Origin of the sequence: Planctomonas deserti (assembly GCF_003067705.1) — a bacterium.
GTDB classification, from domain to species: Bacteria; Actinomycetota; Actinomycetes; order Actinomycetales; family Microbacteriaceae; genus Planctomonas; species Planctomonas deserti.
The window spans coordinates 965220-978824 of sequence record NZ_QANL01000001.1 but is presented as its reverse complement, the minus strand read 5'-3'; the positions used below and the strand labels follow the sequence as shown (position 1 = coordinate 978824).

Genomic DNA, 13605 nt, shown 5'->3' with positions numbered 1-13605 from the left:
ACATGACCGTACGCGAGAGCACGCTTCCCGGAGAGTTCGGGCAAGCGGACCCCCGCGCCAAGAACGGGGGAGCCGTCACCAAGGCGGCTCCCCCGTCGGCGCGGAAGAGCCATGGGCTCGGCTGGTCCGGCCGACTCGAGGTCGCCATCCTGGTGGGGCCGGCCCTGGTCGTCTTCCTCGCCTTCGTCATCTACCCCGTGGTGATGGCGGCCTACTACGGCTTCTTCAGCTGGCAGGGCTTCGGCGCCCCGACCGACTTCGTCGGCTTCCGGAACTACCTGACAATCCTGCAGGACCCCACGTTCCACGACGCGCTGTGGCACAACGCCACGATCGTCGTCCTGTCCCTCGTCCTGCAGGGACCCGTCGCGATCCTCGTCGCGCTCCTCCTCAACCGGAAGCTGCGCGGGCAGTCCATCATCCGCGTGCTGATCTTCGTGCCCTATGTCATCTCCGAGGTCGTCGTCGGCACCGGCTGGAGCCTCATGCTCCAGGGCAACGGTGCGATCAACGGCTTCCTCGAGAAGATCGGGCTCGGCACCCTCGCCCAGGACTGGCTCGCGAACCCGGACATCGCCATCTGGACGCTGATGGCGATCATCACCTGGAAGTACATCGGCTTCGCCGTGATCCTCTTCCTCGCCGGCCTGCAGGGCATCCCCGAGGAGCTGTCCGAGGCGGCCGCCATCGACGGTGCCTCCTACTGGCAGATCCAGCGCAGGATCACCCTGCCGCTGCTCGGACCGACGCTGCGCATCTGGGCGTTCCTGTCGATCATCGGCTCGCTCCAGCTGTTCGACCTCGTCTACATCATCTGGGGGCAGTACATCTCCTCCACGGCGGGCACCTCGACCATGGCCACGTACCTCGTGTCCAACGGCCGGAACTCGGGCAACTTCGGGTACGGCAACGCCGTCGCCGTCGTGCTGTTCGTGATCTCGCTCGTCGTCGCGCTCGTCTACCAGCGCTACGTGCTCAGCCGCGACACCGCGGGAGCACTCACGGAAGGAAAGAAGTGACCGCCGCAACCGCCCTCCGGCCGGCGTCCCCAGTCCGGCGGCGTCGTCGCCGCCCCGCGGGCGCGCCGACCAACCCGGTGCCGTACATCGTCGCCGTCGTCCTGATCGGTCTGATGCTCGCGCCCGTCGCCTACATCATCATCGGTGGCTTCCGCACGAACGCGGAGATCACGACGGACCCGTCCGGGCTTCCCGCATCCTGGAACCCGGTCAACTACATCGACGTGCTCACCGGCGGCATCTTCTGGCAAGAGGTGCTGAACTCACTCATCGCGGCGCTCGCCACGACGGCGGGCGCGGTCGTGCTGGGACTGATGGCGAGCTACGTGCTGGCGCGCTACACCTTCGTCGGCCGTGGGGCGCTCTACGCAATCTTCGCGAGCGGACTGATGTTCCCGCTGACCGTCGCCATCACGCCGCTGTACATCGTGATCAAGAACCTCGGCCTGATGAACTCGCTCGCGGGCATCATCCTGCCGCAGATCGCGTTCGCGCTGCCGACGACGATCATCATCCTTGTCCCGTTCCTGCGGGCCATTCCCGATGAGATCCAGGAGGCGGCCTTCATCGACGGCTGCAGCAGGCTCGGCTTCTTCTGGCGCATGGTCGTGCGGCTCTCGATGCCCGGCGTCATCACCGTGGGCATCCTGGCCTTCATCGGCAGCTGGAACAGCTACCTGCTCCCGCTCTTCATCCTGAACGACTCCGCGTCGTTCACGCTGCCGCTCGGAGTGCAGGCGTTCTCGTCGCAGTACTCGGTGGACACGGCGAAGGTGCTCGCCTTCACGTCGCTCTCCATGATCCCCGCACTGGTGTTCTTCAGCCTGTTCGAGCGCCGCATCGTCGGCGGCCTGACCGGAGCGGTCAAGGGATGAGCACGGTCGACACGGACGCCGTGCGCACCCAGAATACGAACACCGAGAACACCGAGTACGCCGGCTCCGCGAGCCGGGGAACGAACGACAGCGGCCCCGAAGGCGTGGGCGCAGAGAACGAGGATGGCGTGATCCACTTGCCCGACGTGTCCCCGAGGGTCCGGGAGCTCCACTCCCGGATGACCCTCGAGGAGAAGCTCGCCCAGATCGTGGGCTACTGGGTGGACCAGGGCGGCGAGGTCGTGGCGCCGATGCAGGGCGAGATGGCGACCTCGGGCCGCTACGAGGAGGCCACGGCCCACGGGCTCGGCCACCTCACCCGCGTGTACGGCACGCGCCCGGTCGACCCGGTGAAGCGCGCCGAGTGGCTGTGGGCCGAGCAGCGTCGCCTCCGCGAGGAGACCCGGCTCGGCATCCCCGCGCTCGTGCACGAGGAGTGCCTGACCGGGCTCGCGGCCTGGCAGGCCGCGACCTTCCCGACGCCGCTCGCGTGGGGCGCCTCGTTCGACCCGGGCCTCGTCGAGGAGATGGCGACCCTGATCGGCGACTCCATGAGGGAGCTCGGCATCCACCAGGGCCTCGCCCCGGTGCTCGACGTCATCCGCGACGCCCGCTGGGGCCGCGTCGACGAGTGCATCGCCGAGGACCCGTACGTCGTCGGCACGATCGGCACGGCGTACGTGCGAGGCCTGCAGAGCACGGGCGTGCACGCGACGCTCAAGCACTTCGTGGGCTACTCGGCGTCCCAGGCGGGTCGCAACCACGCCCCCGCCCAGATCGGCCCCCGCTTCGTCGAGGACGTGCTGCTGCCGCCCTTCGAGATGGCCGTGCTCGACGGCGGCGTCCGCTCCGTCATGAACTCCTACGCCGAGATCGACGGCGCGCCCGTCGGGGCGACTCCTGAGTACCTCACCGACATTCTGCGTGGCCGCTGGGGCTTCGACGGCGTCGTCGTCTCCGACTACTTTTCCGTCGCGTTCCTGCAGGTCATGCACGCCGTCGCCGCGGATCGCGGCGAGGCGGCCGAGCTGGCCCTTGCGGCGGGCATCGACGTCGAGCTGCCGACCGGCGACGCGTACCTCGCCCCGCTCGCGGAGCGCATCCGCGCTGGCCTCGCCGACGAGGCGCTGGTCGACCGCGCGGTGCTGCGGCTGCTCGCGGAGAAGGAGGAGCTCGGCCTGCTCGACGAGACGTTCGAGACTCCGCCGACGTCGATCGACCTCGACAGCCCGGCGCACCGCGACGTCGCGCGCCGGCTCGCCGAGGAGTCGATCGTGTTGCTCACCAACTCCGGTGTGCTCCCGCTCGCCGGCGCCGGCGCAGACGCGGCACCCCGACGGATCGCGCTCATCGGCCCGAACGCCGACAGCGCCGAGGCCCTCATGGGCTGCTACTCGTTCGCGAACCACGTGCTCGCCCATCACCCGGAGACCCCGCTCGGATTCGAGATCCCCACGCTCGCGGAAGCGCTGCGCGGGGAGCTCCCGGACGCGGAGATCGCGGTCGTCGAGGGCGCCGCGGTCGAGGGCGAAGACCGCTCCGGCATCCCCGCTGCGGTAGCCGAGGCCGAGCGTGCGGACGTCGCCGTCGTCGTGGTCGGCGACCGCGCCGGACTCTTCGGCCGTGGCACGGTGGGCGAGGGCAACGACGCGGAGAGTCTCGACCTTCCCGGCGTGCAGCGCGAGCTCGTGCAGGCCGTGCAGGCGACCGGCACGCCCGTCGTCGTGGTGCTGCTCACCGGCCGGCCGTACGCGGTGGACTGGGCCGTCGACGGCGCCGATGCTCCCGCAGCCGTGCTCCAGGCGTTCTTCCCGGGCGAGGAGGGGGCCCCGGCGATCGCGGGCATCCTCTCCGGGCGCGTCGCGCCGTCGGGTCGCCTCCCGGTCTCGCTCCCCCGGTCCGCCGGCGCCCAGCCCTACTCCTACCTGCACCCGATCCTGGGTGGTCCGTCGGAGGTGACGAGCGCCGACAACACGCCGGTGCTGCCGTTCGGGCACGGGTTGACCTACACGACCTTCGAGCGCACCGGGCTGACGGTCGCGGAGCCCACGGTCGCCGCCGGTGACAGCTTCGTGGTGGAGCTGCGCGTGCGGAACACCGGCGAGCGCGCCGGCACCGACGTCGTGCAGCTGTACGCGCGGGACCTGGTCGCGAGCGTGACCCGCCCGGTCGCGCAGCTGCTCGGCTACCGCCGCGTCGACCTCCAGCCCGGCGGCGAGGCGCTCGTGCGCTTCGACGTGCCGACGGCACGCCTCGCCTTCACCGATGCCCGGTACAGGCGCATCGTGGAGCCGGGCGACGTCGAGCTCTGGGTCGGCGCCTCCTGCGCCGAGAAGGAGACGACCGCAAGCGTGACCATCACGGGTCCGGTGCACCCCGTGACGAACGACGACGAGCGGTACGTCCTCACCGAGGTCATCACCCGGTCGGGCGTCGCGCGTCAGACCGAGCCGGAGGCGGCGCTCCGCGCCTGATCCGCAGAGACAACAACCGCAGAGAACGAGAACCGCAGCCAGGCGTGGGCAGAGCCCGCGCCTGGCTGTCGTTCATCCCCTGGCCGAAGGGATCAGCAGGAACCCGAGGAGCACCAAGGCGGGGAGCGCCCAGGCCGCGGCAGCGGTCCTCTCCCCGCCCCGGGCGAACAGCGCGGCCGTCGAGAGCATCGCGGCGGCGCCCACCGCGGCAAGGCAGAACGCAAGAAGTCGCACCGAGTTCATGTCGGCAACGCCGAAGAACGCGAGTCCGAACACCAGGACGGCGCTGAGCACCATGCCGCCGAGGAACAGCACCCAGAGTGTCAATGCGACGTTGTGCAGGGTGCTCGGGTCCTCGAAACCCGGCCCCTGTCGCTCCCGCGCCTCGAGGTCGAACCGCACCCGGTAGGTCTCCACCGGCCCGTCGAGCAGGTCGGCGACCGGGGCGGGCACCTCGCCTGGCGGCAGAGCGAGGAACGCGGTCACGTCCTGTCGCCGCACCCAGGACGAGGCGAGCAGTCGGGCGAGGCGATCCCGCTCGCGGTCGGTTGTCCAGCCGTCGAAGACGATGCCCCAGCGACCCGCCTGATCCGGGTTGCCCATCTCGCGGTACCGCTCCGCCAGCGCGAGCCGGGCGTCCGATCGCGTCGGCTCGGCTCGCACGGCATCCTTCAGCAGTCGGAGCGCGTCGGCGCGGCGACCGGCCTCCCACGCGGCGGCCGACCTGCTGATCACCAGCGCTTCCATCACCCGCCCAGTCTGCCGCGCGGGCGTCAGCCGACGAGCAGGCCGAGCTGACGCGCGAGCAGCGGAGCGAGCTCCGCCAACTGGCCCTCGTCGATCGTGGCGCCGCGCAGACCCTCGATGCCGTTGATCGCCCGGAAGTCCGACCCGCGCAGATCGACGTCCTCCAGCCGGGCACCGGTCAGGTCGAGCGTGCCGATGCGGCAGTCCCGCAGGGTCACCCGCGTTGCCCGTGTGCCGCCCAGATCCAGCTCGTCGACGGAGCAGCCCTCGATGAGGACGTCGGTGAGCCGCGACCCCCGCAGGTTGAGGAAGCCGAGCTTGCTGTGCGCGATGTGCACGGACCGGAACTCGCTCTCGTAGAGCTCGCCCGCGCCGATGCGGGACTGGCTCATCGAGACCTCCCGCCACGCGCTCCGCGGCGCGGACAGGGTCGCGGCGGTCACGTTCGTCAGTACCGAGGAGGTGATCCGGGCTCCACGCAGGAGCGCGTCGGTCAGCGAGACGCCGACGAGTTCGCACTCGAGCAGCACGAGCTCGGCGAGGTCGTGCTCCGTGAGGTCGAGGCCGTCCATCGACCGCCCCTCGAGCGAGGCGCCGTCGAACAGCTCGTCGAGATCCGCGGGGTGAAGGGGCCCCAGCCGCACGGGATCGATCCTCGGGGAGCGGGGCATGGGGATCCTTGTCGTCGTCGTCGTCAATGCCAGCGGTGATCCTGGATGGTCATCTTCGGTCCGAAGCGGGGCTTCCGGAAGCCGCTCGCGAGGATGATGCGCATGATCCGCTGCCGGTGCCCCCGCCAGGGCTCGAGGAGCTCGAGCATGCCGTCGTCGTCGACGGGCTTGCCAGCGAGGGCCCAGCCCACGATGTCGTGCAGGTGGAAGTCGCCGACGCTGACCGTGTCCGGGTCGCCGTGCGCCCGCTGCATGGTCTCGGCCGCGGTCCACGCCCCGACGCCAGGGACGCTGCGGAGCTTCTCCGAGACGTGCTCGCCCCCGCGACCGAGGGCGGCCGTGCGATCGAGACCGGATGCGACGCTCGCCGCGGCGAGGACCGTGCGGGATCGCCGAGGATCCACCCCGGCGCGGTGCCACTCCCAGGAGGGCACGAGACGCCAGCGCTCGGGGGACGGCGCGACCGTGAGACCGGCCGGAGCGGGGCCGGGCGCGGGCTCCCCGTGCTTCCGGACGAGCTGCCGGTACGCGCGGTGCGCCTCGATCACGGTCACTTTCTGCTCGAAGATGGCGGGCACCATGGCCTCGAACACCAGCCGGGTGCGGGGCAACCGCACCCCGCGCATCCGTCGGTGAGCGTCGCGCAGGAACGGCGACGGGGAGAGGTCGAGATCGCTCCAGTCGTCTCCGGCGCCGAGCAGCTCGGGCACGCCGTCGATGATCCACTCGGCGCCGTCGCCCCAGGCGCGGGCCTCGATGGATCCGTCGGCCGCCTGGCGCAGGCGCAGCGTCGCCGCTCCCTGCGGCGTCCTGAAGGTGCGCCACAACGCGGGCGGACCCGCCACGGACGCGGGCTCGCGCGCCTCCGTCGGGTCTCCTGCGCCACGGCAGAGGGGGCCGAGCGTGCGAGCGAGGTCCAGCGTCTCCGCCGGACTGTAGACCGTGGTGCAGGTGAGGACCGGCGGCTCCGCCGCGAGCATCACCACGTGCTCGGAGCCTCCGCGCGCGTACTCGGGAGTGCGGCGTCCTCGCCCCACTGCAGCAGCCAGTCGGGCACCCGGAGGCCGGCGGGGGCGGGCGGAACCTGGGCGAGCAGCTCCGGGATGGGCACGACGCCGCCCGTGCGGCGCAGGATGCGGGCGCGCACGAAGGCCTGGGCGTAGATCTCGCCCTCGCGCACGAAGCGCTGCTCCACGTACACCGCCCGCTCGTCGTAGCCGAGGATGCGGGACTCGACCTCGAACCGCTGCCAGAGCTGCAGCGACTTCCGGAAGCTGATCGTCTCGGACACCACGACCGGGTACCAGCCGTTCCGCCGGAAGACCGTCCAGATACCCGAGCGGCGCAGCAGCTCGAGGCGCCCGAGATCGAGGATCGAGAGGTAGACCCCGTTGTTCATGTGCCGGAACACGTCGAGATCCGTCGGCAGCACGAGGAAGCGCGCTCGGGCGACCTCGTAGGCGCCGACGGACGGCCGAAGCGCGGCGAGCACCGAGTGCAGGAGGGTGCGGAACAGGAGGTGCACGCCCGACAGACTAACCGCGCCCCACGTCCGCGCCCGACACGGCGCGGTCTCCTCACCCCACCGCCCTCATCCCCCACCGCCCTCATCCCCCGCCGCCCTCATCCCCCGACACCGCCGCCGATCCTCGCCGATCGCGACTCAGTGTTCCTCCGGAAGGAAGTAGGTAGCCGCCCACCGCACCCCCTCTATCTGTTCCGGCGCGCCGGTGGTTGTGTTGGGGGCAACCTGCGTGTGAACTCACGGGAGCGAGGCGACCATGACCACCATCACCCGTCGACCGGCGAGACCGGGCCGCCCCTCCGCCGCGCCGCCGCCTCCCCTGCCGGCCCTGCCGTCGAAGCCGGTGCGGCACGGCAGCGTCTTCGTCTCCTGGATCACGTCGACGGACCACAAGATCATCGGCTACCTCTACCTCGGCACGTCCTTCTTCTACTTCCTCGTCGGCGGCGTGCTCGCCCTGATCATTCGCGCGCAACTGTGGGAGCCCGGCCTCGAGGTCGTCCAGACCTTCGACCAGTACAACCAGCTGTTCACGATGCACGGCACGATCATGCTGCTCATGTTCGCGACCCCGCTCTTCTCGGGCTTCGCCAACGTGATCATGCCGCTGCAGATCGGCGCGCCCGATGTGGCGTTCCCCCGGTTGAACGCCCTCGCCTACTGGCTGTTCAGCATCGGCTCGGCCATTGCGGTCGCCGGCTTCCTCACCCCGCAGGGTGCCGCGTCGTTCGGCTGGACCGCGTACACCCCGCTCTCCACCATGACGTTCACGCCCAACGTCGGTGGCAACATGTGGGTCGCCGGCCTCGCCATGACGGGCTTCAGCACCATCCTCGGCTCCGTGAACTTCATCGCCACCATCATCACGATGCGAGCCCCCGGCATGACCATGTGGCGGATGCCGATCTTCACCTGGAACACGCTCATCACGTCGATCCTCGTGATCCTCGCGTTCCCAGTGCTTGCCGCGGCGCTCTTCGCCCTCATGGCCGACCGCATCTTCGGGGCGCACATCTTCGACCCCGCCACCGGCGGAGCGATCCTGTGGCAGCACCTGTTCTGGTTCTTCGGCCACCCCGAGGTGTACATCATCGCCCTGCCGTTCTTCGGCATCGTCTCCGAGGTGTTCCCCGTCTTCAGCCGCAAGCCGATCTTCGGCTACAAGACCCTCGTGTTCGCGACCATCACCATCGCCGCGCTGTCCGCGGTGGTCTGGGCCCACCACATGTACGTGACGGGCTCGGTGCTCCTGCCCTTCTTCGCGCTGACCACGATGCTCATCGCGGTCCCGACCGGCGTGAAGATCTTCAACTGGCTCGGCACGATGTGGCGCGGCTCGGTGACGTTCGAGACACCCCTGCTGTGGGCGATCGGCTTCCTGGTGACCTTCGTCTTCGGCGGCCTGACCGGTGTCATCCTCGCCTCGCCCCCGCTCGACTTCCACGTCTCGGACACCTACTTCGTAGTCGCGCACTTCCACTACGTCGTGTTCGGCACGGTCGTGTTCGCCATGTTCTCGGGCTTCTACTTCTGGTGGCCGAAGTTCACGGGCAAGATGCTGAACGAGTCGCTCGGCAAGATGCATTTCTGGACGTTGTTCATCGGCTTCCACATGACGTTCCTCATCCAGCACTGGCTCGGCGCGTACGGCATGCCGCGGCGCTACGCGACCTACACCCCGACCGACAACTTCACCTGGATGCACCAGCTGTCGTCGATCGGTGCCGGAGTGCTCGCCGCCTCGATGCTCCCGTTCTTCCTGAACGTGTGGGTGACGGCGCGGAAGGCGCCGCGGGTGACGGTCAACGACCCCTGGGGCTACGGCCGATCGCTCGAGTGGGCGACGTCGTGCCCCCCGCCCCGTCACAACTTCGTCTCCATCCCGCGCATCCGGTCCGAGTCCCCGGCGTTCGACGTGAACCACCCCGAGGCGGGCATTCCGGTGGGCGTCGGTCCGGTGAAGGATGCGCCGGACACCCCGACCAAGGACGAGGCGGGCAACGTCCGCTAGCCCGCCCGGACTCCACCGTCGCCGCCACGGTCGCCTCGGTCGCTGAGCCTGTCGAAGCGACGCGGCGGTTGCGCCGTCTGAGGGCGTCCCTCGACAGGCTCAGGGACCGTACCGGGGCCGCTCGATGCGGGAGGATGGGCGCGTGCTCGACGATGACGCCCTGTCCGCCCTCGCCGCCCGGATCGCTGCGGTCCCGGGGGTGGTCGGAGTCGCCCTCGGCGGCAGCAGGGCGCGCGGCGAGCACACGCCCGAGTCGGACATGGACCTCGGCCTCTACTACCGGCGGGAGCTCGACATCGAGCGGCTCGGCGAGCTGGCGCGCGAGGTCGGCGGAGCGGACGCGACCGTCACGGCGCGCGGGGGATGGGGTCCGTGGGTCGACGGCGGCGGCTGGCTCACCATCGACGGGTCCGCGGTCGACTGGATCTACCGCGACCTCGATCGCGTGGAGCGGTCGTGGGAGGACGCGGCCGCCGGCCGGGTTTCGTTCCACTCCCAGGCGGGGCACCCGGCGGGCGTCGCGAGCTTCGCCTACGCGGGCGAGCTCGCCCTCGCCGTCGTGCTCGCGGATCCGGACGGCGTCCTCGGCGGGCTGCGCGGGCGGATGGCCGACTACCCGCCCGCGCTCGCGGACTCCCTCGTCGCCGGGCTCTGGGAGGCGCGCTTCAGCATCGACATCGCCCGGAAAGGCGCAGCGCGCGGGGACGCGGTGTACGTGACCGGCTGCCTGTTCCGGGCCGTGATGCTCTGCGCACACGCCCTGCACGGCCGCGCGGGCCGCTGGCTCCTGAACGAGAAGGGAGCGGTCGCGTCGGCGGGCCGGCTCTCGATCGCGCCGGGCGGTTTCGCGGACCGGGCGCACGGACTGCTCGGCGGGCCCGGCACGGGTAGCGCCGACCTGCTCGCGACGCTCGACGCCGCCGCGCGGCTCGTCGACGAGACGGTCGCGGCCGTCTCCTAGGCGGTCGGCGTGCCTCAGCCGCCCCGTCCCCAGCGCTTCAGGCGCGCTTCGACACGCGGATCCCGAGGAGAAGTGCCGAAGTACGGGAAAACTCTTCTCCTGCCGGAAACAAGCGCGGGCCCCTCAGGGCGTAGTGTCACCCCCATGGCCACGTCTGCGGCACCCGACACTGTCAAGCACAGCGAGCTGAAGCGCTCGATCACCGCTAAACAGTTGTACTTCTACGTCGTGGGCGACGTCCTCGGATCGGGCATCTACGTGCTCGTCGGGCTCGTCGCCGCGGCGGTCGGCGGTGCCTTCTGGATGGCGTTCCTCGCCGGCGTCGCGATCGCCACCATCACCGGACTCGCCTATGCCGAGCTGGTGACGAAGTATCCCCAGGCCGCGGGCGCATCCCTCTACATCAACAAGGCCTTCCGCAGCCCGCTCCTCACGTTCTTCATCACCATCTGCATGCTCTCGGCCAACATGGCGGCGGTGGGATCCCTGGCGTCCGGCTTCGTGCGCTACTTCAGCGGACTGATCGGCCTGGGCGAGGAGGCGATCTGGGCGGCGGCCATCGTGGCGGTGATCTTCGTCGCCATCATCACGGCCATCAACCTCATCGGCATCTCCGAGTCCGTCGTGGCGAACGTCGTGATGACGTTCATCGAGCTGAGCGGCCTGGTCATCGTCATCACCATCGGCGTCATCGCCCTGGTCGAGGGCGTCAATGATCCCTCGGTGCTCCTGCAGTTCGCCACGGAGGGCGGAGCGGGGAACGCCGTGCTCGCCGTTCTCGCCGGCGTCTCGCTGGCCTTCTTCGCGATGACCGGGTTCGAGAACGCCGCCAACGTGGCGGAGGAGACCATCGACCCGTCCCACGCCTTCCCCCGCGCCCTCATCGGAGGGATGCTGACGGCCGGCGTCGTGTACGTGCTCGTCTCGATCTCGGCGGCCCTCGCCGTGCCCATCTCCACCCTCGCGGGGAACACCCTGCTCGAGGTCATCAACGCCGACCTCTTCTTCATCCCGGCAACGATCATGCTGTTCGTGTTCGGCATCATCGCGATGATCGCGATCAGCAACACCGCCCTCGTCACCGTGGTCGCCCAGTCGCGCATCCTCTACGGCATGGCCCGCGAGAACGTGGTGCCCGCCGTCTTCGCGAAGGTGCACCCGGTGCGCCGCAGCCCGTACGTCGCGCTGATCTTCGGCGGGATCGTCGTCGCGTCCATGCTGATCATCGGGGCCGCGATCCGGAGCACGCAGTCGGACCTGCCGGCCGAGGAGCAGCTCGACATCGTCGACCGGCTCGCCACCATCACCGTCGTGTTCCTGCTGTTCATCTACGCGCTGGTGATCGTCGCCTGCCTCAAGCTGCGCGGTAAGGACGAGGGCCCCGGCGTCTACCGGGCGAACACCCCGCTGCTGATCCTCGGCATCCTCGGCAACCTCGCCGTCCTCGCCTACACCCTGATCGACGACCCGGCCGCGCTCTTCTGGGTGGCAGGCCTGCTGGCCGTCGGCGGCGTGCTGTACCTCGTCCAGCGGTTCTTCGGCAAGAAGCACCCCGCATCCCCGGGCGGAACCGCGGAGGCGTCCCCGTCCACGAGAAACAAGGAGAGCTGAGCCATGCATGTAATCGTCGCCACCGACGGCTCCAGGGCATCCCTGGTCGGCGCACGGCAGTTCAAGTGGATCGCCGACTCCCGCGAGATCACGGACGTGACGGTGATCGCGGTGGTGAGCCCGTACGCGGCGGTGCCGTTCGCCAACGAGCTCGGCCCGCAGAAGGCCACCGAGATGGCGGAGCTCAGCTTCCGCGACGAGGCGAGGACCGCGGTCGACATCGTCGCGGCCGAGTTCGACGATTGGGGGCCCGCCATCCACACGCAGATCCGCAGCGGCTCGCCGGCGCAGGAGATCATCCGCGCCGCCGAGGACCTGGACGCGGACCTCATCTCGATGGCCGCCGGTAGCCGCGGGCTCACCTCCACGATCCTGCTCGGCAGCACCGCGTCGCGGGTGCAGCACTCCGCGCCGTGCCCGGTGCTGATCTGCCGCCCGACCCGGAACAGCGAGCGCGCGCTCGGCTGAGCGCCGCCACTACGAGCGGTCGAACGGACTCCGCGCGTTCGTCTCCCGGCCGCGGATCAGCGGCAGCGGTAGGTGAGGCCGTCGACCACGTGCTCGCCCGGGCCGAGCTCGCTGCACACCGTGACGACGGAGCCGACCGATCCGCCGAACACCTCGTAGCCGTTGAAGGCGAAGAGCACGATGAGGGTCACGGCGAGCGCGATGAGTAGCAACGAGACCACGATGCCGGCCACCGCGAACCAGTTGCGGCGCCCGACGCGCGAGGACAGCACGAGCCCGACGATCCCCGCCACAAGACCGACCAGCTGAAGCAGGGGGAGCACGGCCAGCGCGAGGCTCACGATGCCCCATACCCGCCCGGGCAGCGGGTCGCGGCGCGCCGGTTGCGGCACGGAGGCGTGGTCCAGCACCGGGTTCGCCTCGGCGGTGCGGGTGGGATCCAGGGGCGCGGACGCGGACGGTGGGACGTCGTCGGGGGACGTCGTCGGGTCCGGCGCACCGGACCCGACGGGCGCGGGATAGCTGGGTGACACGGGTGCGGCGGGCACCGCCGCGTACCCCGCCCCATTCCGCTCCGTGTCGGTCATCGCATCGTTCCATCGCGTCCCGGCACCGCCCTCCGGCGCCCCTCCGGCCACTGTAACCGCGGCCTCTACGCTGAGCGTGAAGTGGGCGATGGCCGCCTCGGAATCGGTCACCATGGATACATGCTCCGCACCATGCTCACCGCAAAGATCCACCGCGCGACCGTCACCCACGCGGACCTGCACTACGTCGGCTCGGTGACCGTCGACCACGACCTCCTCGACGCCGCGGGCATCCTCCCCGGCGAGCGGGTCAGCATCGTCGACGTCACCAACGGAGCCAGACTCGAGACCTACACGATCGCCGGGGAGCCCGGCACGGGCGTTCTCGGCATCAACGGCGCCGCGGCCCACCTCATGCACGTCGGCGACGTCGTGATCCTCATCGCCTACGGTCAGCTCACGACCGAGGAGGCGCTGAACTTCGAGCCGCGCATCGTGCACGTGGACGCGTCGAACCGGCAGATCGCGATCGGCACCGATGCGGCCGAGGCCGTGACGCCGGACGTCGAGCGCCCCCCGCTCGCCGAGCCCCGGGTACCGCAGCACGCCTGAGCGCCTCCCCTGCGCCTGAATCCTGCACAGGGCGGGAGGCCTGGGTGAGCGGACGCGCCGCGCGGCGGCCAGGAGACCCACAGGGCGCAGATTGGGGGTTACCG

13 protein-coding genes are annotated in these 13605 nt (G+C 70.3%); 8 read left to right on the top strand and 5 right to left on the bottom strand.

Annotation, left to right across the window (positions count from 1 at the left end; genetic code table 11):
* Positions 1–2: 2 nt before the first annotated feature.
* The 3 genes from DAI20_RS04510 to DAI20_RS04500 are packed head-to-tail and all read left to right on the top strand — an operon-like array spanning position 3 to position 4368.
* Positions 3–1019, top strand: a complete 1017-nt coding sequence (locus DAI20_RS04510; protein WP_108249316.1) for a carbohydrate ABC transporter permease — start codon at positions 3–5, stop codon at positions 1017–1019.
* The gene (locus DAI20_RS04505; protein ID WP_240605866.1) at positions 1016–1894 is read left to right on the top strand and encodes a carbohydrate ABC transporter permease; all 879 of its coding nucleotides are present in this window, start codon (positions 1016–1018) and stop codon (positions 1892–1894) included. Before DAI20_RS04510 ends, DAI20_RS04505 begins: the two co-directional genes overlap by 4 nt.
* Positions 1891–4368, top strand: a complete 2478-nt coding sequence (locus DAI20_RS04500) for a beta-xylosidase/alpha-l-arabinosidase (RefSeq protein WP_205781340.1) — start codon at positions 1891–1893, stop codon at positions 4366–4368. The genes DAI20_RS04505 and DAI20_RS04500 overlap by 4 nt, the downstream gene beginning before the upstream one ends.
* A gap of 72 nt (positions 4369–4440) precedes the next feature.
* On the opposite strand, the gene DAI20_RS04495 is transcribed toward DAI20_RS04500, so the two are convergent.
* The 4 genes from DAI20_RS04495 to DAI20_RS04480 are packed head-to-tail and all read right to left on the bottom strand — an operon-like array spanning position 4441 to position 7311.
* Positions 4441–5115: a tetratricopeptide repeat protein gene (locus DAI20_RS04495; RefSeq protein WP_108249315.1), complete on the bottom strand. Its 675-nt coding sequence runs from the start codon at positions 5113–5115 to the stop codon at positions 4441–4443.
* Between the two features lie 26 nt (positions 5116–5141).
* Complete coding sequence (locus tag DAI20_RS04490) at positions 5142–5786, bottom strand: pentapeptide repeat-containing protein (protein WP_108249314.1); 645 nt, start codon at positions 5784–5786, stop codon at positions 5142–5144.
* A gap of 23 nt (positions 5787–5809) precedes the next feature.
* Positions 5810–6766, bottom strand: a complete 957-nt coding sequence (locus DAI20_RS04485; RefSeq protein ID WP_108249745.1) for a DNA-3-methyladenine glycosylase family protein — start codon at positions 6764–6766, stop codon at positions 5810–5812.
* Positions 6766–7311 carry a thioesterase family protein gene (locus tag DAI20_RS04480; RefSeq protein WP_168927669.1) on the bottom strand — a complete coding sequence of 182 codons (546 nt, stop codon included), beginning with the start codon at positions 7309–7311 and terminating at the stop codon, positions 6766–6768. The genes DAI20_RS04485 and DAI20_RS04480 overlap by 1 nt, the downstream gene beginning before the upstream one ends.
* 256 nt (positions 7312–7567) lie before the next feature.
* On the opposite strand from DAI20_RS04480, the gene ctaD reads away from it, so the two are divergent.
* The 4 genes from ctaD to DAI20_RS04460 all read left to right on the top strand — a co-directional run bounded on the left by ctaD (position 7568) and on the right by DAI20_RS04460 (position 12362).
* The gene (gene ctaD / locus DAI20_RS04475) at positions 7568–9322 is read left to right on the top strand and encodes an aa3-type cytochrome oxidase subunit I (RefSeq protein ID WP_108249312.1); all 1755 of its coding nucleotides are present in this window, start codon (positions 7568–7570) and stop codon (positions 9320–9322) included.
* A gap of 142 nt (positions 9323–9464) precedes the next feature.
* The gene (locus DAI20_RS04470; RefSeq protein WP_205781339.1) at positions 9465–10283 is read left to right on the top strand and encodes a nucleotidyltransferase domain-containing protein; all 819 of its coding nucleotides are present in this window, start codon (positions 9465–9467) and stop codon (positions 10281–10283) included.
* Positions 10284–10427: 144 nt separating this feature from the next.
* Positions 10428–11894, top strand: coding sequence for an APC family permease (locus DAI20_RS04465; RefSeq protein WP_108249310.1), 1467 nt, complete (start codon positions 10428–10430; stop codon positions 11892–11894).
* 3 nt (positions 11895–11897) lie between these two features.
* Complete coding sequence (locus DAI20_RS04460; RefSeq protein ID WP_108249309.1) at positions 11898–12362, top strand: universal stress protein; 465 nt, start codon at positions 11898–11900, stop codon at positions 12360–12362.
* A gap of 56 nt (positions 12363–12418) precedes the next feature.
* Here the strand turns inward: DAI20_RS04460 and DAI20_RS04455 are convergent, their stop codons facing one another.
* Positions 12419–13063, bottom strand: a complete 645-nt coding sequence (locus tag DAI20_RS04455) for a hypothetical protein (RefSeq protein ID WP_159084907.1) — start codon at positions 13061–13063, stop codon at positions 12419–12421.
* A gap of 6 nt (positions 13064–13069) precedes the next feature.
* Here DAI20_RS04455 and panD point away from each other — a divergent pair, with 6 nt between their 5' ends.
* Positions 13070–13501, top strand: a complete 432-nt coding sequence (panD, locus tag DAI20_RS04450; protein ID WP_108249307.1) for an aspartate 1-decarboxylase — start codon at positions 13070–13072, stop codon at positions 13499–13501.
* Positions 13502–13605: the final 104 nt, after the last annotated feature.